This is a genomic window from Microbacterium sp. MAH-37 (genome assembly GCF_009758255.1).
In the GTDB taxonomy this organism is placed as follows: domain Bacteria; phylum Actinomycetota; class Actinomycetes; order Actinomycetales; family Microbacteriaceae; genus Microbacterium.
Genome location: NZ_WSEN01000006.1, coordinates 311,153 through 337,800 on the forward strand (window position 1 = coordinate 311,153; position 26,648 = coordinate 337,800).

Here is a 26,648-nt window from a genome sequence, read left to right on the forward strand (position 1 = left end):
TCAGATGAACCTTGGCGCGGCGGATTCCGTTCTTCACCTATGGACATCTTCCTCGCCGACGACGGGTTCCGCATCGCTGGCCTTCCGCTGCATCCGCTGCTCGTTCACGCCACCGTCGTGCTCACGCCGCTGACGGCTCTCGCCGTCGCGCTGGCGGCCGTCTGGCCTGCCGCCAGGCGCCGCATGGGCTGGGCGCCGCCTGTCGCGGCGGCGATCGTCGCGGGGCTCGTCCCGGTCACGGTGCTGGCCGGTCAGAGCCTCGCCTCGACAGTCGGCTACACTCCCGCCGTCCTGCAGCACGAGGCGCTCGGCCTCATGCTCATCCCGTGGACCATCGCGCTGCTGATCACGGCCCTGCTCGTGCAGCTCCAGGATCGGATGCTGCGGCGCGCCGCGCCCGGGGCCGCACGGATCCTGCGGATCGCGATCTGCGCCGCCGCGCTGATCGCCGCGGCCGGCACGATCGTCGTCACGGTTCTGACCGGGGATGCCGGGGCGCGCGCCGTCTGGGGCGGAGTCTGATCACCCCTTCAGCGGACCCAGCAGTAGCCGATCGGATGATGTGGCGACCCTGGGCCGATTCGTAGCGTTGAAGACATGAACATCACCCGAATCTCCCGCCGTTCCGTGCTCACCGCCTCCGCGATCGCCATCGCCGCCGCGAGCATCCTGCCGACCACCGCCATGGCCGCCGAGGCGCCCGCCGCTCCGGCCGCCGCATCCGCCTCGTGGAAGAACCTCACCCCGTCCGAGACCCTCGCCTCGACGCCGTGGAAGACCACGAGCGCCCTCGACCAGGATGGCAACCGCGTCGCCCTCGACAACGCGGCCGTCGCGAGCTTCGTGGGCTGGGCCTACTTCAAGGCCGACGGCACCTACACGATGTACAACCTCGATGACAGCCCGAAGCTGCACGGCGACTGGACCGTTGCTCCCGACGGCTCCGAGCGCTGGATCAACGCGAAGGACGCTGCCGGCAACGTGCTGTTCCAGCGCATCGTCCCGATCACGCAGCTCGACAAGAACACCTTCACGTACCGCGTGTTCCCGAACGCAGCGGACACGAGCGTCTACTACGACATCGTGCACACCAAGACCAATCACGTCGAGCCCGGCACCGACGCCAAGGGCCCCGGCGCGAACAACGGCCAGGGCAATGCGAACGGTCACGGCAACGGCCACTTCAACAACGGCAACGCCTGACCTCGGGACCACCCAGAACGAAGAACCCGGCTCCGCGTCATGCGGGCCGGGTTCTTCGCGTTCGACGACGAAGGGTGTCAGCCGAGCGAGGCGTTCAGGAACGCGGGATCGCCCATGATCGGCACCATCATGCACAGCGACACGACGACCATCGTGAGCACGAAGCCGGCGAGCGGAACCCACCAGGCGGGTCTGGCCGCGCGGATGCGGCGGAACGCGACGTAGACGGTGGCGGCGAAGCCGACGAGCATGACGACGACGGCGACGACGCCCCAGGTGCGCGCGGGCCCGAGGTTGGTGAACTCACCGGGGATGCCGAGCACCTTCATCGCCTGGGTCAGCGAGTCGCCCATGTTCAGGAACTGCGGGATCGTCGAGAAGACGTTGACCAGCCCGTAGGCCAGCATCGCGATCGTCAGCAGGCGGTCGACCGGTCGCGCCTTCGGGGCCTCCTCGACCACCAGGGGCGCCTGCTGCGGAGCGGGCGCCGGTGCGGCGGGCGGCGGAGGCGGCACGGCGGGAAGGCCCGCCGCGAGACGCTGCTCCTCGGGTGTCGCGTACTCGCCGTACTGCGGACGATCGTCGCTCATGCGTCACCGGCCGCGGTGCGGCCGCCGAGGGCGCGCGCGTCGCGCTGCCCAGCGGCGTCCTGGCGCAGCTCCTTCGGCAGTGAGAACATCAGGTCCTCCTCCGCGGTGCGCACCTCCTCGACATCCGCGTAGCCGGCGCCGGCCAGCTGCTCAAGCACCTCCTGCACGAGAACCTCGGGAACGGATGCTCCGCTGGTGACGCCGACCGTGCTCACGCCGTCCAGCCACGCCTGCTGCACCTCGTCCGCGTAGTCGACACGGTAGGCGGCCTTGGCGCCGTGCTCGAGGGCGACCTCGACCAGACGCACGCTGTTCGAGGAGTTCGCCGAGCCGACCACGATCACGAGATCGGCCTCGGCCGCCACCTTCTTGATCGCGACCTGGCGGTTCTGCGTGGCGTAGCAGATGTCGTCGGACGGCGGATTGTGCAGTTCGGGGAACCGGGTGCGCAGCCGGTTGACCGTCTCCATGGTCTCGTCGACCGAGAGCGTCGTCTGCGACAGCCACACGACCTTGGACGGGTCCTTCACCTGCACGGTGTCGGCTTCTTCGGGCGAGTTGACGATGGTGACGTGGCCTGGCGCCTCGCCCGCGGTCCCCTCGACCTCCTCGTGGCCCTCGTGGCCGATCAGCAGGATCTCGTAGTCGTCGCGTGCGAAGCGCACGGCCTCGCGGTGCACCTTGGTGACCAGCGGGCAGGTCGCATCGATCGCGTTCAGGCCGCGGGCGGATGCCGCATCCACCACGGCCGGCGAGACGCCGTGCGCGCTGAAGACGACGTGCGCACCCTCGGGCACCTCGTCGACCTCGTCGACGAAGATCGCGCCCTTGGCCTCGAGCTCGGTGACGACGTGGATGTTGTGCACGATCTGCTTGCGCACGTACACCGGAGCACCGAACCGGTCGAGCGCCTTCTCGACGGCGACGACAGCACGGTCGACCCCGGCGCAGTAGCCGCGCGGGGCGGCCAGCAGCACCCGCTTGGCGCCGTCCACGGGGACATCGCGAAGCGGTTCGGTCCGCAGCGGACGGGGCATGCGGGGCACGGGCAGGGATACGGCGCTCACGGGGTCGAGTCTATCGGCGCGTCCCTTGACGAGGGCCGGGAACGAGTCATACTGCAAGCGCTTGCGGCAGCGAACAGAAAGATCTGCGGCATCCGCTGAGGAAGTTCTTGTAAACGCTTGCAGTGAGTGCGCGTCCGTTGCTACGGTGCACGAGCACCCTCCGGCGTCCGTGCCGGCCCCTGGCACGCCGTCGTGCCCGACCCCTGGAGTCGAAGATGACCTTGAGCTCACGTGCAGCGCGCATCCTCTCTGCGACGACGCTCGGCGCCCTCGCGGTGACCGCGCTCGTCGCCCTCCCCCCAGCTCCCGCATCCGCCGCCGACCGGACGTTCGCGCTGGTCGGCAGCCTGCAGTCGGAACTCGGCTGCGCCGAGGACTGGCAGCCGGCCTGCGAGGCGACGGAGCTCGCCGCGACCGAAGATCCGAACCTCTTCGCGACCGAGTTCACCGTGCCCGCCGGCACCTGGGAGTACAAGGTCGCCGTGAACGACTCCTGGGACGAGGCGTATGGCCTGAACGGCGGAGGAGACAACATCCCGCTCGTGCTCGAGGGCGACAGCCGGGTGCGCGTCGTGTTCGACGATGCGCAGCACCGCGTCGGACTCGAACTTCTCAGCACCCGCGGCGCCTACGACGAGGCCACTGATGCCGCGCTGGTGCAGAAGCCGGTCCGCGAGGCCGGAGCGGACAACACCTTCTACTTCGTGATGACCGACCGCTTCGCCAATGGCGACACCGCGAACGACAGGGGCGGTCTCGACGGCGACCGCCTCGCCACCGGCTTCGACCCCACCGACAAGGGTTTCTACCAGGGCGGTGACATCCAGGGCCTGCGCGACCGCCTGGACTACATCGCCGGGCTCGGCACCACGGCCATCTGGCTGACCCCGAGCTTCCTGAACCGCCCGGTGCAGGGCGAGGGCGCGAACGCCAGCGCCGGGTACCACGGTTACTGGATCACCGACTTCACGAGGATCGACCCGCACCTCGGCACCAACGACGAGCTCGCCGCCCTCATCGACGAGGCTCACGCGAAGGGCATCAAGGTCTTCTTCGACATCATCACCAACCACACAGCCGACGTCATCGACTACGAGCAGAAGACCTACGGCTACATCGAGCAGAAGGACCGACCGTACCGCGATGCATCCGGAGCGGACTTCGATCCGGCGGACTACGCCGGCACGGACGAGTTCCCCACGCTCGACCGGGCGACGAGCTTCCCTTACACCCCGGTGATCGCGCCCGAGGACGCCGACCTCAAGGTTCCCGCCTGGCTGAACGACCCCACGCTGTACCACAACCGCGGCAACTCGACCTGGTCGGGTGAGTCGGTCACCTACGGCGACTTCGACGGCCTCGACGACATCATGACCGAGAACCCGAAGGTGGTGGACGGCTTCATCGACGTCTACAAGCCGTGGGTCGACATGGGCATCGACGGCTTCCGCATCGACACGGTCAAGCACGTGAACTTCGAGTTCTGGCAGAAGTGGACCACCGCGATCGAGGAGCACGCGAAGAGCATCGGCAACGACGACTTCTTCACCTTCGGCGAGGTCTACGACGCTGACCCGGTCAAGCTCTCCCCGTACGTGCGCGACACCGACATGAACTCGGTGCTCGACTTCACCTTCCAGTCGCAGGCCACCAGCTTCGCGGCTGGCAACTCGGCGAAGGGCCTTTCCACGCTGTTCGCCGGCGACGACTACTACACGACCCCGCACTCCTCGGCGAGCGCGCTGCCGACGTTCCTCGGCAACCACGACATGGGCCGGATCGGCTCGTTCCTGAAGAGCACGGATGCTCCGCTGCAGCGCGACGAGCTCGCGCAGTCGCTGATGTTCCTCACCCGCGGCCAGCCGGTCGTCTACTACGGCGACGAGCAGGGCTTCGCCGGCCCCGGCGGTGACAAGGACGCCCGGCAGACGCTGTTCGCCACGCAGGTCGCCGACTATGCGAACCAGCTGCTCATCGACGGCACGAACGCCGGCAGCGTGGACCGCTACAGCACCGACTCCGCGCTGTACACGCGCATCGCCGCGCTCGCGAAGCTTCGCGCCGCGAACCCGGCTCTGCAGGACGGCGCCCAGATCGAGCGCTACGCCGACAGCGGCGCCGGCGTGTACGCGTTCAGCCGCGTCGATCGCGACGAGAAGATCGAGCACCTGGTCGCCATGAACAACACGAAGGCGGCGAAGACCGTCACGGTGCCGACGCTCACCGCGTCTGGTGCGTTCACGCCGCTCTACGGCACGGATGCCGCGGTCACCGCGGCCGCCGACGGCACCGCGACGATCACGGTGCCCGCACTCGGCGCGGTCGTGCTGCGCGCCGACCGGACCGTGACCGCTCCAGCCGATCGTGCTGTGACTGTCGCGGCTCCGGCGGCCGGTGCCGGCGTCTCCGGCACCTCGGCCGTCTCGGCGACGGTTCCGGATGCCTGGGCGGAGACCTCCTTCGCCTGGCGCGTCGCCGGTGGCGAGTGGCACTCCCTGGGCACCGCGGAGGACACCACTCCGCGCGTCTTCCACGACACGAAGGGGCTGAAGAAGGGCACGCTGGTCGAGTACCGCGCGGTCTCGACGGATGCCGAGGGGCGCCGCGTCGCGGCATCCTCCTACGCCAGCGTCGGGAACGCGGTGAACCTCGTGACCGCGCCTGAACCCGAGACCCCGATCGATCTGGTCACGGTTCCCGGCAGCCACAACTCCGAGATGGGCTGCGCGGGAGACTGGCAGCCCGGCTGCGAGCAGGCGAAGCTGACCCTCGCCGCGGGCGGCGTCTACACCGGCACCTTCGACCTGCCGGCGGGCGACTACGAGTACAAGGTCGCCCTGAACGGCTCGTGGGATGTCAACTACGGAGTCGGCGGCGTGAAGGACGGCCCGAACGCGACCTACCACCACGCCGGCGGGAAGGTCACGTTCTACTGGGATCCGCGCACGCACCAGCTGACCTCCAGCGCCGACGGCCCGATCATCACCGTGCCCGGATCGTTCCAGAAGGCGGCGGGCTGCCCTGGTGACTGGGCACCGGACTGCCTCGCGACGATGATGTTCGACTCCGACAAGGACGGCGTGTACGAGTACACGACCTCCGCCATCCCCACCGGGGCCTACGAGGCCAAGGTCGCGCACGGCCTGAGCTGGGATGAGAACTACGGCGTGGACGGCACACCGGGCGGCGCGAACTACTCGTTCAGCGCGGCCGACGGCAAGCAGGTGACCTTCCGGTACACCCTGGCCACGCACGTGCTCGAGATCGTCGCCGCCGACCCGCCGCTGGCGGGCACCGGCGAGTCCCGCGCGCAGTGGATCGACGCGCAGACCGTCGCCTGGCCGCGCACACTGCTGGGCACGGATGCCGCGAGCGCACTGTCCTGGACGCTGGAGAACTCGGCGGATGCCGGGCTCGCGGTGACCGACGGCGCCGTCACCGGCGGCGCGGATCCCGTCGAACTCACGCTCGGTGAGCTGACGAAGGAGCAGGTCGCGCACTTCCCCGCCCTCGGCGGAGACAAGTACCTTGCCCTGAAGGTGGGCGAGCTCGGCCGTGACCGGCTGCACGAACTGCTCACCGGTCAGCTCGCCGTCGCGCAGCGCGCGGGCGACACTCTCACCGCGTTCACCGGCGTGCAGGTGCCGGGCGTGCTGGACGACCTGTACGCGACTGCGGGCGCTTCCCAGACGCTCGGCGTGCGCTGGCAGGGCAGCCGCCCGACGTTCGCGCTGTGGGCGCCGACCGCTCAGCGTGCGGCCCTGCAGGTCTTCGGCGCCGACGGCGAGACCACCGAGCTGAAGGCGTCCTTCGACGCGGCATCGGGGGTCTGGACCGTCACGAAGCCGAAGATCGGCGACGAGCCGGTGAAGCAGGGCGCGGAGTACCGCTGGCTGCTCTCGGTGTACGCCCCGACGACCGGGAAGATCGAGCAGAACGCGGTCACCGACCCCTACTCGGTCGCGCTCACGACGAACTCGGAGCGGTCGGTCGCGATCGATCTGGACGACAGGAAGTGGGCGCCGAAGGCGTGGGCCAAGACGCCTGCTCCGAGGATCGACCGTGCGGTGGACCGCGCGATCTACGAGCTGCAGGTGCGCGACTTCTCGATCGGCGACACCACCGTGCCCGAGTCCGAGCGCGGCACGTACAAGGCGTTCACGCGCGACTCGGCCGGCATGAAGCAGCTGCGCCAGCTCGCCGCCGCGGGCATCAACACCGTGCACCTGCTGCCGACCTTCGACATCGCCACGATCGAGGAGCGCCGCGACCAGCAGAAGACGCCGGACTGCGACCTCGCATCGCTTCCGGCGGACTCCGACCAGCAGCAGGCATGCGTGACGGCCGCGGCATCCGAGGACGGCTTCAACTGGGGCTACGACCCTTACCACTACCAGGCGCCGGAGGGCTCCTACGCCACCGATGCCGACGGCGGCGCGCGCGTGAGCGAGTTCCGCGAGATGGTGGGCGCGCTGCACGCGGACGGCCTGCAGGTCGTGCTGGACCAGGTCTACAACCACACCGCCGAGGCCGGGCAGGGTCAGCGCAGCGTGCTGGACCGCATCGTGCCCGGCTACTACCAGCGGCTGAACGCCGGCGGCGCAGTCGAGACCTCGACCTGCTGCCAGAACGTCGCGACCGAGCACGAGATGGCGCAGAAGCTCATGGTCGACTCGATCGTGCTGTGGGCGGCCGAGTACCACGTCGACGGCTTCCGCTTCGACCTGATGGGGCACCACTCGAAGCAGAACATGCTCGCCGTGCGCGCCGCGCTGGACGAGCTCACGCTGAAGAAGGACGGCGTGGACGGCAAGGCGATCTATCTGTACGGCGAGGGCTGGAACTTCGGCGAGGTCGCGGACAACGCCCTGTTCGAGCAGGCCACCCAGGGACAGCTCGGCGGCACCGGAATCGGCACGTTCAGCGACCGGTTGCGAGACGCCGTGCACGGCGGCAGCCCGGTCGACGGCGGTTCGACCTTCACGCAGGGCTTCGGCACCGGGCTCGGCACGGACCCGAACGGTCGGCCGGGTACGGCGTCCACGGTCGACCAGCTGGTCGACCTCGCACACCAGACCGACCTGGTGAAGCTGGGCCTCGCGGGCAACCTGCGCGACTTCACGCTCACGTCGTCGATGGGCGATCTCGTGCGCGGCGACCAGCTCGACTACCGCGGCGCCCCGGCCGGCTACGCCGACCAGCCGGACGAGGTGATCACCTACGTCGACGCGCACGACAACCAGACGCTGTACGACCTGTCGGTGATGAAACTGCCGGTGGGAACGCCGATGGCCGACCGCGTACGGATGAACACGCTGCAGCTGGCCACCGTCGCGTTCGCGCAGACGCCCGCGTTCTGGCACGCCGGCACCGAGCTGCTGCGATCGAAGTCGCTGGATCGCAACAGCTACGACTCGGGTGACTGGTTCAACCGGATTGACTGGACCGGCACGCAGTCCACGTTCGGATCCGGCCTGCCGCCCGCGGCGGACAACGAGGACAAGTGGGACGTGATGTCGCCGCTGCTCGCCGACCCGAAGCTCAAGCCGCGGGCATCCGACATCGCCGCGGCAGAGGGCGCTGCACTCGACCTGCTGCGGGTGCGCTCGTCGGTGCCGCTGCTGCGGCTGGGCAGCGCGGCCCTGATCGAGAAGAAGGTGTCGTTCCCCGCGAGCGGGAAGGATGCCGCGCCCGGCCTCATCGCGATGCTGATCGACGACACGGTCGGGAAGGACGTCGACCGGAGGCTCGACGGCGCCCTGGTGGTGTTCAACTCCTCGGCCGAGCCGATCGTGCAGAAGCTCGACGGCCTGTCAGGGCGCGACTTCGCGCTGAACGCCGTGCAGGCGAAGGGCGCGGATGCTGTCGCCGCGACGGCTTCGTGGGACACCACGACCGGCACGGTCACGATTCCCGCCCGCACCGCGGTGGTGTTCGTCGAGAAGCACTGACCCCTCCCTTGCTCCGGTCTCACTGGGTGCGGGTGGGCACCCGCACCCAGTGAGACCGGAGCTGTCGGAGGACCACGTCGGGGGTGGATGCAAGAATCGAAGCGATGACCGTCTTCGAAGCCACCGCCGTCCCCGGCGAAGCTCCCCCGCCTGACTCCGTCTCGCCGCGCGAGTCGTCGGCGGATGCCCCGACGTCGGTCGCCCGGCTGAACGCGACCATCCGCGACTTCGTCGCGCAGTGGGGCACGGTCTGGGTCGAGGGTGAGATCACCTCGTGGAACCAGCGCGCGGGCAACGTCTTCGCCCGGATGAAGGACAGCCGCTCCGACGCGCAGATCTCGCTGCGCATCTGGTCGAGCGTGCGCGCACGCATCCCCTCAGACCTCGGTGTCGGCGATCACGTCATCGCCGCGGTCAAGGCGGACTACTTCGTGAAGGCCGGTGACTTCAGCTTCCAGGTCTCGGCGATGAAGCACGTCGGGCTGGGCGATCAGCTGGAACGGCTCGAGAAGCTCCGCGCGCAGCTGCGCGCCGAGGGTCTGTTCGATCCGGCGCGCAAGAAGCCGCTGCCGTTCCTGCCGCACCTGATCGGGCTGATCACGGGCGAGAAGTCGGATGCTGAGAAGGACGTGCACCGCAACGCCGAGCTGCGCTGGCCGCAGGTGCGGTTCCGCACCGAGTACGCCGCGGTGCAGGGCGACCGGTGCGTACCCGAGACGCTCGCCGCGCTGAAGCGACTTGATGCCGACCCCGACGTCGACGTGATCGTCATCGCCAGAGGCGGAGGCGACCCGCAGACGCTGCTCGGCTTCAGCGACGAGCGGCTGGTGCGGGCCGTCGCCGCGGCATCCACTCCGGTCGTCAGCGCGATCGGTCACGAGAACGACCATCCGCTGCTCGACGACGTCGCCGACCTGCGCGCGTCGACCCCGACGGATGCCGCGAAGCGCGTCGTCCCGGACGTCGGAGAGCAGCGCGCCCTGATCGGGCAGCTGCGGGCGCGGGCGACCACGCGCCTCACCCAGCGGGTGTCGCACGACCTCGCCCAGCTCGCGCAGCTGCGCTCCCGTCCGGTGCTGCGCTCCCCCGATCCGATCATCGACTCGCGCGCGCAGGAGGTGCTGCTGCTGTCCGCCCGTGGGCGCGACACTGTCGCCCGCCGGCTGGATGCGGCGAGCAGGACCACATCCGAGCTGCGTGCCTCACTGCGCGCGCTGTCGCCCGCCGCGACCCTGGCGCGCGGCTACGCGATCGCGCACCTCGACAACGGCATGATCCTGCGGGATGCCGCGGATGCTCCCTCCGGCACAGCTCTGACGATCACCGTCGACCGCGGCTCGGTCGCTGCCCACTCCGACGGCGAGATCCCCGAGGGCGCCTGACATCCGACTGCTCCGGTCGCACTCGTTGCGGGTGCGACCACCGGCACACCCGCATCCATCGAGACCGGAACTGAAGAAGCTGAGGAAAATCGGGCATCGCGACGCGCCGGTAGGATAGTGGCGTGACTGCGTCCGAGACCCCCGTGGAATCGCTGTCGTTCGAGGCGGCGCGCGATGAACTGGTTCAGGTCGTCGCCGAACTCGAACAGGGAGCGCCGACCCTCGAGCAGTCCCTCGCTCTCTGGGAGCGCGGCGAGGCACTCGCCACCCGATGCGAGGAGTGGCTACTGGGCGCGAAGCGCCGCCTGGAGGCTGCCCGCCCCGCGGCATCCGAGGACGAGTCATGAGCAAGGGCGCCCCGATCGTCGCCGAGCTCGGCCGCCCCGAGACACCGCAGGAGACCGCTGACCGCAAGGCCGAGTCGAGCCGCGTCTACCGCTCCAGCCAGACCTTCCGCAATCTCATCGCGGCCCTTCTCGTCACGATCGGCGTGGTCATCGTCATCGTGCTCTCGGTTCCGCGCGGCGAACCCGTCGCGCAGCCGCCGATCGATCTGGCCGGCATCGCGAAGAACGCCGAGACCTCGCTCGACCGTCCGGTCGTCGTCCCCGATCCGCCGAAGGACTGGCGCGTCACGTCCGCCGAGGTCGCCGGCGGCGCCGTCACGACCTGGAACGTGACCCTCGCTCCCACCGCCGACGACGAGCGCGGCTTCCTCAAGATCAGCCAGGCCGTCGACGCCGACAGGCTGTGGGCAGCCACTCCCCTGCGCGGGGCGCAGTCGAGCGGAACTCTCGACGCCGGCGGAGTCGAGTGGGACGTCTACAAGATCGCCAACCCCGAGGCATCCGGCAACATCTCGTACGCGCTCGGCGCGCAGGCCGGAACGGACTACGTGCTGCTGTACGGTTCGCGCAGCGCGGAGGAGACCGCCGCGTTCGCGGAGACCCTCGTCCCCGAAATCGACAGGCTCAAGGAGGCACAGTGACTCTCACCCCGTCCGCCGCATGGCAGGAGATGCTCGACGGCAACCGTCGTTTCGTGAACGGCGTGCCCGAGCATCCGCATCAGGACGTGGGCAAGCGTCACGAACTGGCCGAGGGACAGGCTCCGATGGCGACCCTGTTCGGATGCTCCGACTCGCGCCTCGCCGCCGAGATCATCTTCGACAAGGGTCTGGGCGACCTGTTCGTGGTCCGCAACGCCGGTCAGGTGATCGGCGAGTCGATCGTCGCGAGCCTGGAGTACGCCGTCGAGATCCTCGGCGTCCCCCTCATCATCGTGCTGGCGCACGACTCCTGCGGTGCCGTGCGCGCGGCCATCGACGGCACGGCGATCGACGCCGCGCCGCTGCCGCCGGCCATCTGGAAACTCATCTCCCCGATCGTGCCCGCGGCCCGCAAGGTGCTGGCCGAGACCGGCGGCTCGACGCCCGCCGACATCGACGCCGAGCTCGTCGGTCGTGAGCACCTGCGCAACACCGTGGCGAATCTGCTGCAGTCGTCCGAGCTGATCAGCGCGGCCGTGGCCGAGGGCCGGCTGGGCATCGTGGGTGCCAACTACCGCCTGGCCGAGGGCACCACGGTGCCGGTGATCTCGGTGGGCATCGACGACGGGATGAACCCCGCGACCAAGGAGGGATCGGAATGACCGACTACCGCATCGAACACGACACCATGGGCGAGGTCCGCGTGCCCGTGAACGCCCTCTACGGCGCGCAGACCCAGCGCGCGGTGGAGAACTTCCCGATCTCGGGCAAGGGCCTGGAGTCCACCCAGATCGCCGCTCTGGCGCGCATCAAGAAGGCTGCCGCACTCGCGAACAAGGAGCTCGGAACCCTCGACGGCGCCATCGCCGACGCGATCGCGCAGGCCGCCGACGAGGTCGCCGCAGGCAGGCACGACGGCGAGTTCCCGGTCGACACGTACCAGACCGGCTCCGGCACCTCGTCGAACATGAACATGAACGAGGTGCTGGCGACGCTCGCCACCGGCATCCTCGGCGCGACGGTGCACCCGAACGACCACGTGAACGCTTCGCAGTCGTCGAACGACGTGTTCCCCACCTCGGTGCACATCGCCGTCACCCAGGCGCTCATCGACACGCTCATCCCGTCGCTCGACCATCTCGCCGTGGCTCTCGAGGCGAAGGCCGAGCTGTGGAAGTCGGTCGTCAAGTCGGGTCGCACCCACCTGATGGATGCCACCCCTGTGACCCTCGGCCAGGAGTTCGGCGGCTACGCCCGCCAGATCCGCCTCGGAATCGAGCGCGTGCAGTCGTCGCTCCCCCGCGTCGCCGAGGTCCCGCTGGGCGGCACCGCCGTGGGCACCGGCATCAACACGCCGCTCGGCTTCCCGCAGAAGGTCATCGAACTGCTGGCCGCCGAGACCGAGCTGCCGATCACCGAGGCCAAGGATCACTTCGAGGCCCAGGCGAACCGCGACGGCCTCGTCGAGGCATCCGGCGCTCTGCGCACCATCGCCGTCTCGCTGACGAAGATCAACAACGACCTGCGCTGGATGGGTTCGGGCCCGAACACCGGTCTCGGCGAGCTGCACATCCCCGACCTTCAGCCGGGCTCCTCGATCATGCCGGGCAAGGTGAACCCCGTCGTTCCCGAGGCTGTTCTCATGGTGTGCGCCCGCGTCATCGGCAACGACGCGACCGTCGCGTGGGCCGGTGCCTCCGGCTCGTTCGAACTGAACGTCGCGATCCCGGTGATGGGCACCGCACTGCTCGAGTCGATCCGTCTGCTCTCGAACGCCGTGCGCGTGCTGGCCGACAAGACGGTCGACGGCCTGGAGGCCAACGTCGAGCGCGCCGCAGCCTTCGCAGGTATGAGCCCGTCGATCGTGACCCCGTTGAACAAGGTCATCGGCTACGAGGCCGCGGCGAAGATCGCCAAGCACGCGGTCGCCAAGGGCATCACCGTGCGCGAGGCCGTCATCGACCTCGGTTACGTCGAGCGCGGCGAGATCACCGAAGAGGTGCTCGACCAGAAGCTCGACCTGCTGAGCATGACCCACGCGGGCTGAGCACACGCTCTACACGACGAAGCCGCGGTCCGATCGGGCCGCGGCTTCGTCCTTCCACCGGTCAGCTGAGCTCTCCGCCCTCCAGCAGGTCGGTCACGAGCGCGGCGATCGCGGATCGCTCCGAGCGGGTCAGCGTGACGTGCCCGAAGAGCTCGTGCCCCTTCAGCGTCTCGATCACGGAGGCGATGCCGTCGTGACGCCCGACCCTCAGGTTGTCACGCTGGCCGACATCGTGCGTGAGGATGACGCGGGAGTTCTGGCCCATCCGGCTGAGCACCGTCAGCAGCACGTTGCGCTCCAGCGACTGCGCCTCGTCGACGATCACGAAGGCGTCGTGCAGCGAGCGCCCGCGGATGTGCGTGAGGGGCAGCACCTCCAGCATCCCGCGCTCGACGACCTCCTCGATGACGTTGCCCGAGACGACGGAGCCGAGCGTGTCGAAGACCGCCTGGCCCCACGGGTTCATCTTCTCCTCGCGATCGCCGGGCAGGTAGCCCAGCTCCTGCCCGCCGACCGCGAACAGCGGCCGGAAGACGATGATCTTCTTCTGCTGCTGCCGCTCAAGCACCGCCTCGAGTCCGGCGCACAGCGCGAGCGCGGACTTGCCGGTGCCCGCGCGGCCGCCGAGCGAGACGATACCGACCTCGGGGTCGAGCAGCAGATCGATCGCGATGCGCTGCTCGGCGGAGCGGCCGTGCATCCCGAAGATGTCTCGGTCGCCGCGCACCAGCCGGTACTCGCCGTCGCCGGTGACCCTGCCCAGCGCCGATCCGCGCTCGGAGTGGATGATCAGGCCCGTGTTCACGGGCACTCCGCGGACGTCCTCGCTGAGGCCGATCTCGCTCTCGTACAGGTCGCTCATCTCGTCGCCGGAGAGATCGACGTTCGCGATGCCGGTCCAGCCGGAGTCGACGGCCTGCTCGGCGAGGTACTCCTCGGCGTTCAGTCCGAGGGAGGCGGCCTTCACCCGCATCGGCAGATCCTTCGACACGATCGTCACGTCCTGGCCGTCCTGCGCGAGCTGCGCGGCGGTGGCGAGGATACGGCTGTCGTTATCGCCGAGCCGGATGCCGGCGGGCAGGACCGAGAGGTCGGTGTTGCCGAGTTCGACCCGCAGCGTGCCGCCGTCGCCGACCTCAACGGGGAAGTCCAGTCGGCCGTGCTCGATGCGCAGCTCGTCGAGGTGGCGCAGTGCGCGGCGGGCGAAGTAGCCCAGCTCCGGGTCGTGCCGCTTGGCCTCGAGCTCGGTGATCACGACGACCGGCAGCACGATCGAGTGCTCCGCGAAGCGGAACAGTGCCTGCGGGTCGCTGAGCAGCACCGAGGTGTCGAGCACGTAGGTGCGGAGGGCAGTGTCGTCGTCCTGCTTGCGGGCGGTGGCCCGGCGAGTGGACTGCTGCGGCGCGGTGCGTGTGGTCACGATCGATCCCCCGATCCGGGCTGAACCCGGCTCTGCTGCGAGTCGACCAGGGGCCACGAGTCGCTGACCTGTTGGCCGACCCGATCGGACGAGGTGTCCGATGTCTGTACGGTACGACCGCGCCGCCGGCCTTCCCGAGACCGACACGCGACGGACTCGTTACGCTGCGGTGAACGTCGTGTGTCAGAAGGCGGCGAGCGCCTCGCCGAACATGTCGATCGTGGCGGCATCGGTGCCCGCGTGGGCGGCCACCCGGACCGCTCCGCCGCGCGCGGTCGCCGCGACGCCGGCATCCGTCAGTGCGGCCGACAGGCCATCGGCGTCGTCCGGCGCGAGAGAGACGATCCCGGCGCGCCGCTCGCGCTTGCGCGGGGAGGCGACGGGGATGCCGTGCTCGTCGGCGAGCGCGATGATCCGGTCGAGGTGCTCCGCGATCCTCGTCTCGATCGCGGCGACTCCCGCGTCGCGGATCTCCTCCGCGCCGGCGGCCAGGCGCACGGCGGCGAGGTGATCGGGCTGGCTCACCGTGAATGCACGGGCGGATGCCGCGGGAGAGGGCAGCTCGTCGAGGAACAGACCGTTCGAGGTCGTACCGGCGATGCCGCTCAGCACGGGACGGATGCGGGCGCGCGCCCGCTCCGAGTAGCGCGCGAAGCCGGTCCCCCGACCGGCGCGCAGCCACTTGTAGCCGTGCCCCGCGACGACGTCGGCGGCTGACCAGTCGACGTCGACGACGCCGAAGGACTGCACGGCGTCGACGATCAGCAGCCGGTCGGGGCCGATCAACTCGCGCAGCGCGTCGAGGTCGGCGCGGAAACCGGTCCGGAAGTCCACGTGGCTCACGGCCACGGCGGTCACCTCGTCGCTGAGCGCCTCGGCGACGGCATCCGTCGTGACGAACCCGCCGGCTGGCGTGATCCAGCGCGGCGTGAGCGCGCCCTGCGAGGCCTGCGCCGCGCGCTCGACTGTGAGGCTGACGCTGGGGAACTCCGCGGTGGACGCGATCACCGTGCCGGTCAGGCCGTACAGCGCCTGCGCGAGTCCGTGCGTGGACGACACCTGCAGCACGACTTCGTCGGCTGCCGCGCCGAGCAGTCCGGCGACGGCGTCCGCGGCACGCGGGGCACGGTCGAAGACCGGCGCGTGCGCGGCGGGTTCGGTCCGCGAGAGCTGCTCCAGCGCCCATACGCTCTCGGCCCGCACCGAGGGGGAGATCGGGCCGAAGGCGGCCCAGTTCAGGTACCCGGGTTCGCCGTCGAAGGATGCCACGTACTCGTCGAAAGCGCTCATCGTCTCAGTCTGGCACCCCGCGGGGCGCCGCACTCGGCGTTCCGGTCGCGCGTGAGGCGCCCTCGTCATCGGTTCCCGTCGCAATCGAGCACAGTGTTACGCCCAGGGACTGTGCCGGATCGCGACGGGAACGCCGCGCAGCCGGCCGGACGACAGCTCCCGTCGCAGACGAGCACAGTGCCAGCGCTCTCGACTGTGCCGGATCGCGACGGGAACGCGTGCGACCCGGCCGGACAACGCGAGTCAGCGACCGAAGCGGCGGTCCCGGTCGGCGAAGTCGCGGATCGCGCGCAGGAAGTCGACGCGGCGCAGGTCGGGGCCGAGCGCCTCGACGAAGTAGAACTCGCTGTGTGCACTCTGCCAGAGCAGGAAGTCGCTGAGCCGCTGCTCGCCGCTGGTGCGGATCACGAGATCAGGGTCAGGCTGTCCGCCGGTGTAGAGATGCTCGCCGATCATCTCGGGGGTGAGCTGCTCGGCGAGGTCCTCGAGAGTGCCGCCGGACGCCTCGTGCTGGGAGATGATGCTGCGCACCGCATCGACGATCTCGTTGCGCCCGCCGTAGCCGACGGCGAGGTTCACATGCAGCCCCTTGTTGTCCTTGGTGCGCTCCTGCGCGTCTGCGAGCACGCGCGCGAGCTCGGGCGGCAGGATGTCGGCGCGGCCGACGTGCTGCACCCGCCAATCCTTCTCGCGCGAGAGCGAGTCCGCCAGCTCGGCGATGATCTCGATGAGGTCGTCGATCTCCTGCGAGTCCCGCTTGATCAGGTTGTCGCTGGAGAGCAGGTAGAGCGAGACGACCTTGATGCCGAGCTCGTCGCACCAGCCGAGGAACTCGCGCATCTTGGCCGCGCCGGCACGGTGCCCGTCGGCGACGGAACCGTAACCCAGCTGGCGCGCCCAGCGCCGATTGCCGTCGATCATCATGGCCACGTGGTGCGGAACGGATGCTGCATCCAGCTGCCTGCGCAGCCGGTTCCCGTACAGCCGGTAGAGGGGTCCCCGACCATCACTCGTGCGTGCGTTCACGATTCAACGCTACCGCCGTCGGCTGTGAGCCCGATCATGTACCGCGCACGGAATACGGCTGAGCCTAGAGTGAGCACGTGAGCACCCGATCCTCGAAGTCCGGCGACGTCCCGCAGCTTCCCCTGCTGGCCGAGGCCGAACAGGACGCCGCCGTCGAGATCAAGCCGACCTGGCGCGGGTGGATCCATGCCGCGACGTTCCCGGTCACGATCGCGGCCGGCGTGGTGCTCATCGTGCTCGCCCAGGGCGCGCCCGCGAAGTGGGCCGCCGCAGTGTTCATGGCGACGTCGATGCTGCTGTTCGGCAACTCCGCGCTGTACCACCGGTTCAACTGGGGCCCGAAGACGAAGATGGTGCTCAAGCGGATCGACCACGCGAACATCCTGCTGCTGATCGCCGGCACCTACACGCCGATCGCGGTGCTGGCGCTCCCGCCGCAGAAGGGCACGCTGCTGCTCTTCCTGGTCTGGGGCGGCGCCATCCTCGGCATCCTGTTCCGGGTGTTCTGGATCAACGCGCCGCGCTGGCTGTACGTCGCGCTGTACCTGCTGCTGGGCTGGGCAGCCGTGATGTACATGGTCGACCTCGTGCAGGCGAATGTCGCGATGATGGTGCTGGTCTGCGTCGGAGGCCTGCTGTACACGGCGGGCGCCGTCGTCTACGCGATGAAGAAGCCGAACCCCTGGCCCGGCCACTTCGGCTTCCACGAGATCTTCCACGTGTGCACGGTGCTGGCCTTCCTGTGCCACTGGACCGCCTGCCTGCTCATCTCGCTGCAGCCGTACTCGCCGTCGCTCGGCCTGCCCGCCTGACTCGGTACGATCGGAAGCCCGAGCCGAAGGAGCACGCCATGGCCGAAGTCGAGAGCTTCACGCTGGACCACACCGCCGTCAAAGCGCCGTACGTACGACTGATCTCGGTCGAGCGCGGGCCGCGCGGCGACGCGATCTCGAATTTCGACGTGCGCTTCGTACAGCCGAACGAGGGCGAGATCCCCACCGCGGGGCTGCACACCATCGAGCACCTGATCGCCGCCCAGCTGCGCGATCACCTCGACGGAGTGATCGACATCTCGCCGTTCGGATGCCGCACCGGCTTCCACCTGATCGTCTGGGGCGAGCCCGCTGTCGTGGACGTCGTCGCCGGCATCCGGGAGAGCCTGCGGTTCATCGCCGAGAAGGCGGAATGGGCCGACGTCCCCGGGGTCTCGGCCGTGGAGTGCGGCAACTACCGCGACCACAGCCTGCACAGTGCGCGGGAGTGGTCGAAGGTCATCCTCGACCAGGGCATCAGCCTGGACGCGTTCGAGCGCGTCGGCGTCTGACTCAGGCGCCCTTGCCGTCCGACCCGGCGTCGCCCTGCTCGGCCTCGCGGGCCGCGGCCTCTTCGGCGTCGAGCTCCTCGCGCACCTCTTCGCGGTATCGCACCCGGCGGATGCGGCGGTTCATGTCCCAGATCAGCAGGATCACCGCGACGACCAGCACCACCACGATCGCGAAGCCCACGAAGCCCGGAGTCACCAGGACGGGGTCGACGGTCGACGTGGGCGTCGGCATCGGGGTCTGATCCGCGAACGGGAGCATGTGTGCGCCTTTCATAGCCAGGTCGAATAGCCTGTAGGTACCAGCCTAACGACGCCGCAGGAGACCCGTGACCACCGCCCAGGAACTCGACGAGCGCTACGGCCGCACCCGGAAGCGCCGGCTGCCGTGGATCATCGCCGGAGCCGTCGCCGCACTGCTGGTCGGCGCATTCGGCTGGATGATCGTGGTGAACGAGATGAACTCCGTCGGAGCCGACGATCTGGGCTTCGAACTCACCGATCAGCACACCGTCACGGTGCACTACCAGATCACGCCGCCGCGCGGTCAGGATGTGATCTGCGTGGTCGAGGCCCTCGACGAGGAGTTCGGCGTGGTGGGCTGGAAGGTGGTCGAGATCCCGGCGATCGAGAAGCACTCGAAGGCGATCACCACCGTCGTCCCGACCGTCGCGCAGGCGGTGACGGGTTTGGTGAACTCCTGCAGGGTCGCCTAGACTCGGTGCCAGACAACCGACGCCCCGGCCCGTGCCGGGGCGTCTTGGCATATCCCCCGGCCCTCAGCGGGCCGCACCATGCCCCGGAAAAGGGGCCCGAACGAAGGAGCACGCTGTGTCCACTGACACCCAGGTGCCGTTCCTCACCCAGGAGGCATACGACCGGCTCGTCGCCGAGCTCGAGCACCTCTCCACCGTCGGCCGTGACGAGATCGCGAAGCGCATCGAAGCGGCACGCGAAGAGGGCGACCTCAAGGAGAACGGCGGCTACCACGCCGCCAAGGACGAACAGGGCAAGCAGGAGGCCCGTATCCGCACCCTCGAGCAGCTGCTGAAGACCGCCAAGGTCGGCGAGGCGCCCGCGAGCCGCGGCATCGTCGAGCCCGGCACCGTCGTCACCGCCGTCGTGGCGGGCGGCGAGGAGACCTTCCTGCTCGGCAGCCGCGAGATCGCCGGCGGCACGGACCTCGACGTGTACAGCGAGGCCAGCCCGCTCGGCAAGGCCATCATCGGCCTCAAGGTCGGCGACAAGACCAGCTACGAGGCCCCCAACGGCCGCGCGATCTCGGTCGAGGTCACCGGCGTGGAGACCTTCACCGGCTGAGGTCCGGAACACGAAGACGGCGGGATGCTCCTTCACGGAGCATCCCGCCGTCTTCGTGTGTCCTAGTCGGCGATGACCTCGGGGTCGTAGCCGCCCGCCCGAAGCGAGTCGAGGGTGAGCTGGGTGTGCTCCGGTCCACGGGTCTCGATCGAGAGCTGCAGGATCATCTGGTCGATCTGCAGACCCTGGCCGTGCCGGGTGTGCAGCACCTCCATGACGTTGGCGCCGACCTGCGCGAGGATCTCCGAGACCCGCGCGAGCTGACCTGGTCGGTCGGGCAGCGGGATGCGGACGGTGGCGTACCGGCCGGATGCCGCGAGGCCGTGCGAGACCACGCGCTGCAGCAGCATCGGGTCGATGTTGCCGCCGGACAGCACCGAGACGGTCTTGCCGGTGCCGCGCACCTTGCCGGCGAGGATCGCGGCGACGCCCACGGCGCCGGCCGGCTCGACGACGACCTTCGCGTGCTCGAGCAGCACCAGCAGCGCGCGGGCGATGTCGTCCTCGGTCACGGTGACGACCTCGTCGACCAGCTCGCTGATGATCTGGAACGGGATCGCCCCCGGCTTCGCGACCAGGATGCCGTCGGCGATCGTCGGGTGCGTGGTGATCTCGACCGGATGCCCCGCCTCGAGCGACGGCGGCATGGCGGCCGCGTTCTCGGCCTGGACTCCGATGATCCGCACGGTGCGGCCTGCCGCGGCGGCGGCCTGCTTGACTGCGGCGGCGACGCCGGCGATCAGTCCGCCGCCTCCGATGCCCAGGATGACGGTGTCGACGTCTGGCACGTCCTGGAAGATCTCCAGACCGAGCGTGCCCTGGCCGATCACGACGTCGCGGTGGTCGAACGGCGGGATGAGTACGGCGCCGGTGCGCTCGGCGAACTCGGCGGCCAGTCGCAGCGAGGTGGCGACGGTCTCGCCCTCGAGCACGACCTCGGCGCCGTAGCCGCGGGTGGCGAGCAGCTTGGGCACCGGCACGCCGAGGGGCATGAAGATGGTGGCGGGGATGCCGAGCGCCTGCGCAGCGAGCGCGACGCCCTGGGCGTGGTTGCCGGCGGATGCCGCGACGACGCCGCGGGCGCGCTCCTCGGCGGTGAGCTGCGCGAGGCGGTAGCTGGCCCCGCGGATCTTGAACGAGCCGGTGCGCTGCAGGTTCTCGAGCTTGAGCAGCACGGGTGCCCCGACCACGTCGCTGAGGGCGCGGGACAGCTCCGTGGGCGTGTGCGAGATCACCCCCGCCAGGCTTCGAGCCGCTTCTTCGAACTCTGCCAGCGTGGGGACTGCGCTCATCGATTCCTCCGTCGCCGCTCGCGCGGCACTGTACTCCAGATAAGGTCTGCGTCGGGTGTCTTCCCAGTCTTCCACGACCCCGAGCCGAGCGTGACCGCGACGACGTTGACGAACGCGGCCAGTGGCACCGCGAAGAGCGCGCCGGGGATGCCGGCGATCATGGCACCGCCCGCGACCACCAGCACGACGGCGAGGGGGTGCACCTTGACGGCCGAGCCCATCAGCAGCGGCTGCAGGATGTGCCCTTCGAGCTGCTGCACGCCGAGCACGACCGCCAGCATGGCCACGGCGATCCAGATGCCGTTGTAGACCAGGGCGAGGAACACGGCGATGGCGCCGGTGACGACGGCGCCGACGATCGGCACGAAGGAGCCGAGGAAGACGAGGACAGCCACTGGGAGCGCCATCGGCACGCCCAGCAGGGCGGCGCCGATGCCGATGCCGACCGCGTCGATCGCGGCGACGAGCATCTGGGTGCGTGCGTAGTTGATGACGGTCGCCCAGCCGGCTCGCGCCGACGCGTCGGCCGCGGGCCTGGCCGCCCTCGGGAAGAGCTTGACCGTCCACTTCCAGATGCCGCCGCCGTCGGCGAGCAGACAGATCAGGATGAACAGGGCGAGCACGGCGCCGGTGAGCACGTGAGCGGTCGTCGTCGCGACACCCAGAGCCCCGGACCAGAGCAGCGACGCCTGGTCGTTGATGAGCGCGATTCCCTGATCGATGTACTCCTGGATCTGCTTCTCGGTGAGGTTCAGCGGTCCGTCCAGCAGGAACTGCTTGAGCTGCTCGATGGCCGCGGCGGTCTTCACCTGCACGTCGGGAAGCTGCTCGCGGACCTGCCAGACCACCAGCGTCATGAGTCCGCCGACGACCGCCGCGACGCCGATCAGAGACGTCGTGACGGCGAGCCAGCGCGGCCAGCGGTGCCGCAGCATCCAGTCGAACGCCGGCCACAGCAGCGCCGTCACGAGGATGCCCACCATGAGCGGCACGACCAGCAGCTTCAGCAGCATCACCAGCCAGATGAACACCGCGATGACGGCGACGATGACCAGGATGCGCCACGAGTAACCGGCGGTCACCCGCAGCGGCATCGGCACGTACTCGTCGGCCGGCGTGGAGACGGTGCGCTCCGTCGAGGGCGGCTCTGCACGGAAGGGATTGCGGAATCGCGGCCTGCGCTCGTCGCTCATCGCCTCAGTTTACGTGGCGAGCGAATCCGGTGTCGGATGCCGCGGATACGCTGGCCGCATGACCGCCAGCCTGAGCGCCGCCGAAGCGCGCCGCATGACTCTCGGTGCCCAGGGGTTCTCCCGTCGCCGTCCCGACACGGTGTCGCCGAGGCACCTGCATCGCGCGATGGAGCGCATGGGCGTGCTGCAGATCGACTCGGTGAACGTTTTCGCCCGTTCGCACTACCTGCCGGTGTTCGCGCGCCTCGGCGAGTACGCGCCAGCGCAGTTCGACCGGACCTTCTTCTCACCCTCGAGCCGCTACGTGGAGTACCTCGCGCACGAGGCGGCGTTCGTGCCCGCCGAGGACTGGGCGCTGTGGCGGTTCCGAATGGACGACTTCCGCCGCAAGTGGGAGCGCGATGCGGACTCCTGGCTGAACGCGAACGGGCGCACCCTCGCCTGGGTGCTCGACGAGCTCCGTGATCGCGGACCGCTGCGCCCGGCCGACCTGCGCGATGACGCGCCGCGCGAGCGCGGTGGCTGGTGGAACTGGGACGAGGTGAAGATGGCGCTCGAGCACCTGTGGCGGGTCGGCGACGTCGCCGTGTCGGGGCGGCGCGGCTTCGAGCGCAGCTACGCGCTCGCCGAGGATGTCATCCCTGCGGACGCGCTGGCGCGCGAGGTCACGAGGGATGCCGCGATCCGCGAGCTCGTGCTGCGTGCCGCGCGCGCCTACGGCGTCGCGTCCGAGGCCGACATCGCCGACTACCACCGCATCCGCGACCGCGCCGCTGTGCGTCACGCGATCGACGACCTCACGGATGCCGGCGAGCTCGCGCCCGTCGTCGTGCGCGGCTGGGAGCGACTCGGCAAGCAGGTCCCGGCCTGGACGCACACCGGGGCGGCCCTCCCCCGCCGCATCGACGGCGCCGCGCTGCTGACTCCGTTCGACCCCGTGGTGTGGTTCCGCGACAGAGCCCTGCGGGTCTTCGACCTGGACTACCGGATCGAGATCTACGTGCCGGCGGAGAAGCGCCGCTTCGGGTACTACTCGCTGCCGGTGCTGGTCGGCGACCGCATCGTGGCGCGCGTCGACCTGAAGGCCGATCGCCAGGCGTCCGCCCTGCTCGTGCAGTCGGCGTGGTGGGAGCCGCAGTCACGGGCATCCGACGCCGATCAGATCGCGGGCGAGCTGCTCCGGGCGGCCTCGTGGCAGGGGCTGGAGCGCATCAGCGTGTCGGGCTGGGGCGATGCCGCCGAACCGATCGCGCAGGCGCTGCACGGCGGCGTGGTGGCCGTGGAACGGCACCGGCATCCGCGCGAGTAGCGGCTGGGGTCAGAACTGCACGCGCGGCGGCTCGGAGATCGCGCTGCCGTCGGTGACCTCGAAGAACTCGCGCTCGGTGAACCCGAGCCCGCGCACGAAGAGGTTGTTGGGGAATACCTTGATCTTGGTGTTCAGCTCGCGCACTCCGCCGTTGTAGAACCGGCGCGACGCCTGGATCTTGTCCTCGGTGTCGACCAGCGAGGACTGCAGCTGCAGATAGTTCTGACTGGCCTGCAGCTGGGGATACGCCTCGGCGACCGCGAACAGGCCGCGCAGCGCCTGCTGCATGTGGCCCTCGGCGACGCCGGCTTCCCCCGGTGCCGTCGCGGACAGCGTCTCGGCCCTGGCACGGGTCACGCTCTCGAACACGGCCTTCTCGTGCGAGGCGTAGCCCTTCACCGTCTCGATGAGGTTCGGGATGAGGTCGGCCCGTCGCTTGAGCTGCACGGTGATGTCGCTCCACGCCTCATCGACGCGGACGTTCGCCTGCACGAGAGAGTTGTAGGTCGACCACAGATAGATGCCGACGAGCACGAGCACGCCGACGACGATCAGTACCGGTACGAGCCATTCCATGGGACAGACCTTTCCACACGTGTGCTGTCAATCCTAAGCGCGGACGACTGCGCGACCGCTGGATGCCGCGCAGCGGCGCGGCATCCGCTGTTCGAGACGCCGTTCAGGCGCCGAGGATGCGCTCGAGATGCCGGTTGCCGAACATCCGGTCCGGGTCGAGCCGGTCGCGCAGGGCGAGGAAGTCGTCGAAGCGCGGGTAGCGCTCGCGCAGCTGATCCGCGGTCAGCGAGTGCAGCTTGCCCCAGTGCGGGCGACCGCCGTAGCCCGACATGATCCGCTCGACGGCGTCGAAGTACTCGCGCGGGTCGGCGCGCCAGTAGCGGTGCACGGCGATGTACGCGCTGTCGCGCCCTGACGCCGTGGACAGCCACAGGTCGTCGGCCTTCGCGAAGCGCACCTCGACGGGGAACTCGATCTTCCAGCCTCTGTCGGAGATGAGCTGCTGCACCTCGCGGAAGGCGGGCACGACTTGCTCGGCCGGGATGGCGTACTCCATCTCGCGGAACCGCACCGTGCGACGGTGGATGAGCACCCGATCCGAGCGGTCGGAGTAGGTCGCGTCGCCGGTGAGCTTCACCGCGAGCCTGTTGAACGGCGGGACGATCGCGGGCACGGCCTGGCTGGCCGCGCAGAAGACGCGGAAGACGCCGTTGGTCAGCACGGTCTCGTCGACCCAGTGCCCGAAGGCGGGCAGCGGCTCGCGCCGCGCCGACTCCGGCAGCCGGGTCTGGGTCTTGGTGAGGGCGACGTCGGTGTGCGGATGCCAGTAGAACTCGAGGTGGTCGGATGCCGCGACCCGCTCGTGGATCGAGTCGAGGGTCTCGTCCAGCGGCTGCGGGGCGTCCACCGCCTGCAGCACGAACGCGGGGACGCACTGCAGGGTGACCTCCACGACGACCCCGAGCGCGCCGAGCCCGACGACGGCGCCGGGCAGCAGCTCGCTGTTCTGCTCGCCGTCGATGCGCAGGAACTCGCCGTCCGCGGTGATGAGGGTGAGTCCCCGCACCTGCGTGGCGATGCCGCCGAACTGCGCGCCCGTGCCGTGCGTCCCCGTGGAGATCGCGCCGGAGATCGACTGCCGGTCGATGTCGCCGAGGTTCTCCATCGCGAGCCCGTAGGGTGCCAGCAGCCCGGGGATGCGGTGCAGCCGTGTGCCCGCGAGGAGCGTCACAAGGCCGGTCTTCCTGTCGGCCGAGACGAGGCCCTGCATGTCGTCCAGTTCCAGCAGCACACCGGGCGCCACGGCGATTCCGGTGAAGCTGTGCCCGGCGCCGACCGCCTTGACGGTGAGGCCCTGCTTCGCAGCGGCCTTGACCGCGCGCTGCACGCCCTCCGGCGTACGAGGGCGCTCCACGCGGACAGGACGGATCGACGCCGACCGTCCCCAGTTCTGCCAGGTTCCGCCGGGTCGTGTCACAGGAAGGCCTTTCCCTCGCCTCGATAAGTGGGTGTCTCGTCGATCACGGCGCCGTTCGAGACGACGTGATACGACGCGATGCGCTCGGCCGGCTCACCGCTCTTGGAATGCCGGAACCACACCCGGTCGCCGACGTTCAGCGCGCGGGCCTCCGGCCCCTGCAGCGGCGTCTGCACCTCGCCCGCGGCCTCGCGGGGCAGCGTGCGGAGCCCCGCCGGCCACGCCGGGATCGGCTGACGGGAGGCCACGGCCGGCCCCGACGCGATCCAGCCGCCGCCCAGCACTGTGGCGATGTCGGCGGTGGGCTTGCGCACCACGTCGAAGGCGAACGCCGTCGCCGGCGCGGGCTGGAACGAGCGGTACCCGTCGAACAGATGGCCGGCGAGCAGGCCGCTGCCGGCGGTCGCCTCGGTGACCGCCTCGTCGCTGCCGGTGAACTCCAGCGAGCCGGTGCCGCCGCCGTTGATGAACTCCAGCGGGGCGATGTCGAGCACGGCCGACGAGATCGCCGCCCGGCGCGCCCTCAGCTCCTCGCGCGACCGTGCCTGCATGAGCCGGATGACAGGAGCGTCCGCACCGGCGTCGTCCGGCTGCCCGGCGATCTGCGCCTCGTACATCTGCAGGCCGATCAGCCGGAACCCGGGGCGCTTCACGACCTCCGCGGCGAAGCCTGCGACATCCGCAGCGGTGAACAGCGGCGAGCGGCGCACGCCGAGGTGCCCCAGCGCCGGTGCCTTGTACGAGGCGTCGACGTCGATGACGACGCGGATCTCGGGGCGCATGCCCGGAGCGGCGATGCTGTCGATCAGGTCGAGGTGCTCGGTCTCGTCGACCATGAGGGCGACGCGCGAGGCGAGCTGCTCATCGCGCAGCAGTCGTTCCAGGCTCGCCCGGTCGACGCTGGGATACCCGACCACGATGTCGTCGTGCGTCTCGGCCAGCCAGAGCGCCTCGGCGAGCGTGAAGGCGAGGATGCCGCGGAACCCGGGGATGCGCAGCACGGCATCGAGCACACCGCGCACGCGCACCGACTTCGACGCGACGCGGATGGGGATGCCGCCGGAGCGCACCAGCAGGTCCAGTGCGTTGTGCCGGAGCGCTTCGCGCTCGATGACGCCCACCGGGGCGGGCAGATGCGCGGTCGCCTCGGTCAGCCCGCGCCAGAACCGCGCGGGCTCCTGCCAGGTCTGACGTCCGGGGCTCAGTTCGTCGATGAGGTCGAGCACTCCCCCACCTTACGATGACTTCGGACCGCG

The 26,648-nt window shown here is 69.8% G+C and carries 24 protein-coding genes; 13 read left to right on the forward strand and 11 right to left on the reverse strand.

Translation table 11 applies throughout. The features are described from left to right. The first annotated feature begins 39 nt into the window (after positions 1–39). Both GON06_RS07330 and GON06_RS07335 read left to right on the forward strand, forming a co-directional pair. Positions 40–522 (forward strand): DUF2231 domain-containing protein, encoded by a 483-nt coding sequence (locus tag GON06_RS07330; protein ID WP_157311627.1) that lies wholly within the window; start codon positions 40–42, stop codon positions 520–522. A gap of 75 nt (positions 523–597) precedes the next feature. Next, positions 598–1,203, forward strand: coding sequence for a DUF4822 domain-containing protein (locus GON06_RS07335; protein ID WP_198346640.1), 606 nt, complete (start codon positions 598–600; stop codon positions 1,201–1,203). Positions 1,204–1,280: 77 nt separating this feature from the next. Here the strand turns inward: GON06_RS07335 and GON06_RS07340 are convergent, their stop codons facing one another. Then, positions 1,281–1,793, reverse strand: a complete 513-nt coding sequence (locus GON06_RS07340; protein ID WP_157311628.1) for a DUF6264 family protein — start codon at positions 1,791–1,793, stop codon at positions 1,281–1,283. Beyond that, on the reverse strand, positions 1,790–2,830 hold the full coding sequence (locus GON06_RS07345; RefSeq protein WP_157311810.1) for a 4-hydroxy-3-methylbut-2-enyl diphosphate reductase: 1,041 nt from the start codon (positions 2,828–2,830) through the stop codon (positions 1,790–1,792). Before GON06_RS07345 ends, GON06_RS07340 begins: the two co-directional genes overlap by 4 nt. A gap of 245 nt (positions 2,831–3,075) precedes the next feature. On the opposite strand from GON06_RS07345, the gene pulA reads away from it, so the two are divergent. From pulA to GON06_RS07375, 6 genes are all read left to right on the forward strand, one after another. Beyond that, positions 3,076–8,811 carry a pullulanase-type alpha-1,6-glucosidase gene (gene pulA / locus GON06_RS07350; RefSeq protein ID WP_157311629.1) on the forward strand — a complete coding sequence of 1,912 codons (5,736 nt, stop codon included), beginning with the start codon at positions 3,076–3,078 and terminating at the stop codon, positions 8,809–8,811. Positions 8,812–8,915: 104 nt separating this feature from the next. After that, entirely contained in the window at positions 8,916–10,193 is a 1,278-nt protein-coding gene (gene xseA, locus GON06_RS07355; RefSeq protein WP_157311630.1) for an exodeoxyribonuclease VII large subunit, read from the forward strand. A 122-nt stretch (positions 10,194–10,315) separates the two neighbouring features. Then, positions 10,316–10,540 (forward strand): exodeoxyribonuclease VII small subunit, encoded by a 225-nt coding sequence (locus GON06_RS07360; protein ID WP_332837255.1) that lies wholly within the window; start codon positions 10,316–10,318, stop codon positions 10,538–10,540. Next, on the forward strand, positions 10,537–11,181 hold the full coding sequence (locus GON06_RS07365) for a DUF4245 family protein (RefSeq protein WP_157311631.1): 645 nt from the start codon (positions 10,537–10,539) through the stop codon (positions 11,179–11,181). The genes GON06_RS07360 and GON06_RS07365 overlap by 4 nt, the downstream gene beginning before the upstream one ends. Before the next feature lie 29 nt (positions 11,182–11,210). Further along, positions 11,211–11,843: a carbonic anhydrase gene (locus GON06_RS07370; protein ID WP_157311812.1), complete on the forward strand. Its 633-nt coding sequence runs from the start codon at positions 11,211–11,213 to the stop codon at positions 11,841–11,843. Further along, a complete protein-coding gene (locus GON06_RS07375; RefSeq protein WP_157311632.1) occupies positions 11,840–13,228 on the forward strand; it encodes a class II fumarate hydratase in 1,389 nt (462 codons plus the stop codon). Before GON06_RS07370 ends, GON06_RS07375 begins: the two co-directional genes overlap by 4 nt. Positions 13,229–13,289: 61 nt before the next feature. Here the strand turns inward: GON06_RS07375 and GON06_RS07380 are convergent, their stop codons facing one another. The 3 genes from GON06_RS07380 to GON06_RS07390 form a co-directional block, all read right to left on the reverse strand. Then, positions 13,290–14,648, reverse strand: a complete 1,359-nt coding sequence (locus tag GON06_RS07380; protein WP_332837256.1) for a PhoH family protein — start codon at positions 14,646–14,648, stop codon at positions 13,290–13,292. Positions 14,649–14,831: 183 nt separating this feature from the next. After that, on the reverse strand, positions 14,832–15,938 hold the full coding sequence (locus GON06_RS07385) for an aminotransferase class V-fold PLP-dependent enzyme (protein WP_157311633.1): 1,107 nt from the start codon (positions 15,936–15,938) through the stop codon (positions 14,832–14,834). 243 nt (positions 15,939–16,181) lie between these two features. After that, positions 16,182–16,964: an isoprenyl transferase gene (locus GON06_RS07390; RefSeq protein WP_378736972.1), complete on the reverse strand. Its 783-nt coding sequence runs from the start codon at positions 16,962–16,964 to the stop codon at positions 16,182–16,184. Positions 16,965–17,041: 77 nt separating this feature from the next. On the opposite strand from GON06_RS07390, the gene trhA reads away from it, so the two are divergent. Both trhA and GON06_RS07400 read left to right on the forward strand, forming a co-directional pair. Next, on the forward strand, positions 17,042–17,776 hold the full coding sequence (gene trhA / locus GON06_RS07395) for a PAQR family membrane homeostasis protein TrhA (RefSeq protein ID WP_332837257.1): 735 nt from the start codon (positions 17,042–17,044) through the stop codon (positions 17,774–17,776). 38 nt (positions 17,777–17,814) lie between these two features. After that, positions 17,815–18,288: an S-ribosylhomocysteine lyase gene (locus tag GON06_RS07400; protein ID WP_157311634.1), complete on the forward strand. Its 474-nt coding sequence runs from the start codon at positions 17,815–17,817 to the stop codon at positions 18,286–18,288. Position 18,289: 1 nt separating this feature from the next. Here the strand turns inward: GON06_RS07400 and GON06_RS07405 are convergent, their stop codons facing one another. Then, the gene (locus GON06_RS07405) at positions 18,290–18,547 is read right to left on the reverse strand and encodes a hypothetical protein (protein ID WP_157311635.1); all 258 of its coding nucleotides are present in this window, start codon (positions 18,545–18,547) and stop codon (positions 18,290–18,292) included. 67 nt (positions 18,548–18,614) lie between these two features. Here GON06_RS07405 and GON06_RS07410 point away from each other — a divergent pair, with 67 nt between their 5' ends. Then, entirely contained in the window at positions 18,615–19,001 is a 387-nt protein-coding gene (locus tag GON06_RS07410; RefSeq protein WP_332837258.1) for a DUF4307 domain-containing protein, read from the forward strand. Positions 19,002–19,116: 115 nt separating this feature from the next. Continuing rightward, complete coding sequence (gene greA / locus GON06_RS07415; protein WP_332837259.1) at positions 19,117–19,605, forward strand: transcription elongation factor GreA; 489 nt, start codon at positions 19,117–19,119, stop codon at positions 19,603–19,605. A gap of 62 nt (positions 19,606–19,667) precedes the next feature. Here greA and ilvA read toward each other — a convergent pair whose 3' ends face one another. Together ilvA and GON06_RS07425 are read right to left on the reverse strand one after the other, a co-directional pair. After that, positions 19,668–20,897, reverse strand: a complete 1,230-nt coding sequence (gene ilvA, locus GON06_RS07420) for a threonine ammonia-lyase (protein WP_157311636.1) — start codon at positions 20,895–20,897, stop codon at positions 19,668–19,670. Further along, positions 20,894–22,090, reverse strand: a complete 1,197-nt coding sequence (locus GON06_RS07425; RefSeq protein WP_157311637.1) for an AI-2E family transporter — start codon at positions 22,088–22,090, stop codon at positions 20,894–20,896. The genes ilvA and GON06_RS07425 overlap by 4 nt, the downstream gene beginning before the upstream one ends. A 58-nt stretch (positions 22,091–22,148) precedes the next feature. Between GON06_RS07425 and GON06_RS07430 the strand changes: the two genes are divergently transcribed. After that, on the forward strand, positions 22,149–23,399 hold the full coding sequence (locus GON06_RS07430) for a winged helix-turn-helix domain-containing protein (protein WP_157311638.1): 1,251 nt from the start codon (positions 22,149–22,151) through the stop codon (positions 23,397–23,399). A 9-nt stretch (positions 23,400–23,408) separates the two neighbouring features. On the opposite strand, the gene GON06_RS07435 is transcribed toward GON06_RS07430, so the two are convergent. The 3 genes from GON06_RS07435 to GON06_RS07445 form a co-directional block, all read right to left on the reverse strand. Next, entirely contained in the window at positions 23,409–23,975 is a 567-nt protein-coding gene (locus tag GON06_RS07435) for a LemA family protein (protein WP_157311639.1), read from the reverse strand. Between the two features lie 103 nt (positions 23,976–24,078). Further along, positions 24,079–25,392, reverse strand: coding sequence for a D-arabinono-1,4-lactone oxidase (locus GON06_RS07440; protein ID WP_332837260.1), 1,314 nt, complete (start codon positions 25,390–25,392; stop codon positions 24,079–24,081). Then, positions 25,389–26,618 (reverse strand): amino acid deaminase/aldolase, encoded by a 1,230-nt coding sequence (locus GON06_RS07445; RefSeq protein ID WP_332837261.1) that lies wholly within the window; start codon positions 26,616–26,618, stop codon positions 25,389–25,391. Before GON06_RS07445 ends, GON06_RS07440 begins: the two co-directional genes overlap by 4 nt. Positions 26,619–26,648 lie beyond the last annotated feature (30 nt).

What these genes read in the sequence shown, in the direction of transcription:
- pulA (WP_157311629.1), top strand. Translation starts at nt 3,076, where the DNA reads ATGACCTTGAGCTCACGTGCAGCGCGCATCCTCTCTGCGACGACGCTC.
- GON06_RS07330 (WP_157311627.1), top strand. Translation starts at nt 40, where the DNA reads ATGGACATCTTCCTCGCCGACGACGGGTTCCGCATCGCTGGCCTTCCG.
- GON06_RS07435 (WP_157311639.1), bottom strand. Translation starts at nt 23,975, where the DNA reads ATGGAATGGCTCGTACCGGTACTGATCGTCGTCGGCGTGCTCGTGCTC.
- GON06_RS07340 (WP_157311628.1), bottom strand. Translation starts at nt 1,793, where the DNA reads ATGAGCGACGATCGTCCGCAGTACGGCGAGTACGCGACACCCGAGGAG.
- GON06_RS07375 (WP_157311632.1), top strand. Translation starts at nt 11,840, where the DNA reads ATGACCGACTACCGCATCGAACACGACACCATGGGCGAGGTCCGCGTG.
- GON06_RS07370 (WP_157311812.1), top strand. Translation starts at nt 11,211, where the DNA reads ATGCTCGACGGCAACCGTCGTTTCGTGAACGGCGTGCCCGAGCATCCG.
- GON06_RS07385 (WP_157311633.1), bottom strand. Translation starts at nt 15,938, where the DNA reads ATGAGCGCTTTCGACGAGTACGTGGCATCCTTCGACGGCGAACCCGGG.
- GON06_RS07430 (WP_157311638.1), top strand. Translation starts at nt 22,149, where the DNA reads ATGACCGCCAGCCTGAGCGCCGCCGAAGCGCGCCGCATGACTCTCGGT.
- GON06_RS07400 (WP_157311634.1), top strand. Translation starts at nt 17,815, where the DNA reads ATGGCCGAAGTCGAGAGCTTCACGCTGGACCACACCGCCGTCAAAGCG.
- xseA (WP_157311630.1), top strand. Translation starts at nt 8,916, where the DNA reads ATGACCGTCTTCGAAGCCACCGCCGTCCCCGGCGAAGCTCCCCCGCCT.
- GON06_RS07405 (WP_157311635.1), bottom strand. Translation starts at nt 18,547, where the DNA reads ATGCTCCCGTTCGCGGATCAGACCCCGATGCCGACGCCCACGTCGACC.
- GON06_RS07365 (WP_157311631.1), top strand. Translation starts at nt 10,537, where the DNA reads ATGAGCAAGGGCGCCCCGATCGTCGCCGAGCTCGGCCGCCCCGAGACA.
- GON06_RS07425 (WP_157311637.1), bottom strand. Translation starts at nt 22,090, where the DNA reads ATGAGCGACGAGCGCAGGCCGCGATTCCGCAATCCCTTCCGTGCAGAG.
- ilvA (WP_157311636.1), bottom strand. Translation starts at nt 20,897, where the DNA reads ATGAGCGCAGTCCCCACGCTGGCAGAGTTCGAAGAAGCGGCTCGAAGC.
- GON06_RS07335 (WP_198346640.1), top strand. Translation starts at nt 598, where the DNA reads ATGAACATCACCCGAATCTCCCGCCGTTCCGTGCTCACCGCCTCCGCG.
- GON06_RS07345 (WP_157311810.1), bottom strand. Translation starts at nt 2,830, where the DNA reads ATGCCCCGTCCGCTGCGGACCGAACCGCTTCGCGATGTCCCCGTGGAC.